We start from the raw sequence: 2,206 nt of genomic DNA, 5'->3' as shown, positions 1-2,206 counted from the left end.
AAGGTTCAACTAATCGCCATAGGTCTTTAGGGCGGAAACATCTACTTTTTAACCATCGGCTAACCGTGTCATGAGATAAAGGCGATGGGCTGACTTCTGATAACGCCAAACTAGAGTATCTTACACTGCTTACTTGCAAGAATATTTTATAGATATCTTTAATGCATGGATAACCGGACAAAATATGAACATCCTTATTTTTTCTTGTTTTTAAATTTATACTTCTTTTTTAGAGACTGCGAAACTCGTGTAGAAAAAAGAGCAATTGGCAAGTCTATTTTTCTAAACCAAGCTAATGGTACACCTATTTCATTAGCACCAGGCTTACCCGATTTAGAACAACAATTTGCTGAAATGGGGATCGTTGATCTTCGTACTCATAATTGGTACGGTGTTTGTGATATTGATAGTTGCTTTGATACAACAGATATTAATTACCTTGATCAGATAACAAATAATGCGCCAGACAATGTTAAAAAACAAATAAATAATTACGCGGATGATTTTTTTAATCGAAGAACTATTTGCTTAAATGCTCCACAATATTTTTCTGCTGAAGAAGAACCACTATTCAATTGGCAACCAACCGATACCTATCTTAAAAAATCTTTATCTAATAAATATTATCAAGGCGAACAAAAGCCGAATATATTATTTAGAATAGAAAGAATGCTTAATGGTGGTAAACAAAAACCCACCAATATTGAAAAATATTGTCAATTAGTAAAAAAATTAGTAGAAAGATATAGTATTAACTATCATTTGATAGGTCTGGCTTATCCAATTTCTGAATACGAAATTTGGAATGAACCCGATCTTGGTTTTTTCTGGGCAACACCCGAAAATAATCAGCGCGCAGTTGTCGAATTTTATGATTTTTATTGTGCCGTTGCCAATACAATTAGAGCAACTGCCCCCTGGGTAAAAATTGGTAGTTGTGGAACAGCATTTGTTTTTAAGAATGAAAATTTTGTCGATAACTTTATTGCCTATATAAAAAATAATCATGTACCTTTTGATTTTTACTCATATCATTATTACGCGATCGATACTGCCAATCCAAAAAACATTTATGAAATCCAAGAGTATGTTCGCAATACATTAAATAAATATGGCTTCCAGCAAGTTAAATGCTATATAACTGAATGGGCCTTAACGGCTAACGCCAGTAAAATTAATAATACTAAGCTACAAAGTCATGTTGCTGCAGCCTATTTGCTCTCTTTTTTGATCCACGCAGAACAGGCTGGCGTAGATAAAGCCCATCTATATCGAGCTGATGAAGCAGAGTTTGGTCTGTTTGATATAGTGCTTATGCTACCTATGCTGCCCAGGCATTTTGGCTATATAATCAATTTGCCTCTCAGCGTGATTCATCAATTATCAAATTAACAGACACCGCTAAAACTGGCATAACAACAACCGGCGCTATTAATGCCAACAATCAAATAAACATTCTTGTGGCCAATTACACAGCCGATCCCACTAATGTCGGCGAAAGCGGTCAAACAAAGCTACCCACAAGAGTCAAACTACAATCACAATATTATATTGATACCGCGAACTCCGCTACTTTAATCGATAGTGAACGTTGGTATGGCAGCAATAACCTACCACCACGTAATAGAAATAAAGTGTTATATAATGGTAAACCGGTACCAAATGGCGAAAATTCGCCCAACCAAAATGATCAATTAAAATACGACGATGCCAACTATCAGCAATCGAGTAAAGGATATATTGTTACCGTAACAGATATTCCTGCCAATTTTAATCACTACACGATTATTTTACATAAAGTATTTAATGGGGGACAACGTCAAACACTTAATGGAGAAACTTTTATTTATGAACCCTATGGTACTATCTCTCAATCCCGAGAGATCGTTATTAAAGATGATGATCCTAGCACAGCAGGAAATAATACATTAGCTTTAATAAAGATCGAATTATACTAACTCAATAGTTATTATGCGTCATTTGAAAAAATTTCAAACCTATTATAACAATAAAAATTTGTTACTAATGCTGAACTAAATAACATTTTAGTGATTAGATATTACTATCAATTCAAATAATAGCACGAGTTTCGCAGTCTCTAAAAAAGAAGTATAAATTTAAAAACAAGAAAAAATCAGGATGTTCATATTTTGTCCGGTTATCCATGCATTAAAGATATCTATAAAATATTCTTGCAAGTAAGCAG

3 protein-coding genes are annotated in these 2,206 nt (G+C 33.9%); 2 read left to right on the top strand and 1 reads right to left on the bottom strand.

The features are described 5' to 3' along the window. A partial coding sequence (locus CBG25_RS03420; RefSeq protein ID WP_290604534.1) for a hypothetical protein occupies positions 1–181 on the bottom strand: 181 nt, incomplete at its 3' end. Here CBG25_RS03420 and CBG25_RS03415 point away from each other — a divergent pair. Both CBG25_RS03415 and CBG25_RS03410 read left to right on the top strand, forming a co-directional pair. Further along, entirely contained in the window at positions 166–1,392 is a 1,227-nt protein-coding gene (locus CBG25_RS03415) for a hypothetical protein (protein WP_290604533.1), read from the top strand. The genes CBG25_RS03420 and CBG25_RS03415 overlap by 16 nt on opposite strands. A 68-nt stretch (positions 1,393–1,460) precedes the next feature. Next, positions 1,461–1,958: a hypothetical protein gene (locus CBG25_RS03410; protein WP_290604532.1), complete on the top strand. Its 498-nt coding sequence runs from the start codon at positions 1,461–1,463 to the stop codon at positions 1,956–1,958. Positions 1,959–2,206: the final 248 nt, after the last annotated feature.

Origin of the sequence: Arsenophonus sp. ENCA (assembly GCF_002287155.1) — a bacterium.
In the GTDB taxonomy this organism is placed as follows: domain Bacteria; phylum Pseudomonadota; class Gammaproteobacteria; order Enterobacterales; family Enterobacteriaceae; genus Arsenophonus; species Arsenophonus nilaparvatae.
This window is presented reverse-complemented; position numbering and strand designations above follow the sequence as displayed.

What these genes read in the sequence shown, in the direction of transcription:
- CBG25_RS03415 (WP_290604533.1), top strand. Translation starts at nt 166, where the DNA reads ATGGATAACCGGACAAAATATGAACATCCTTATTTTTTCTTGTTTTTA.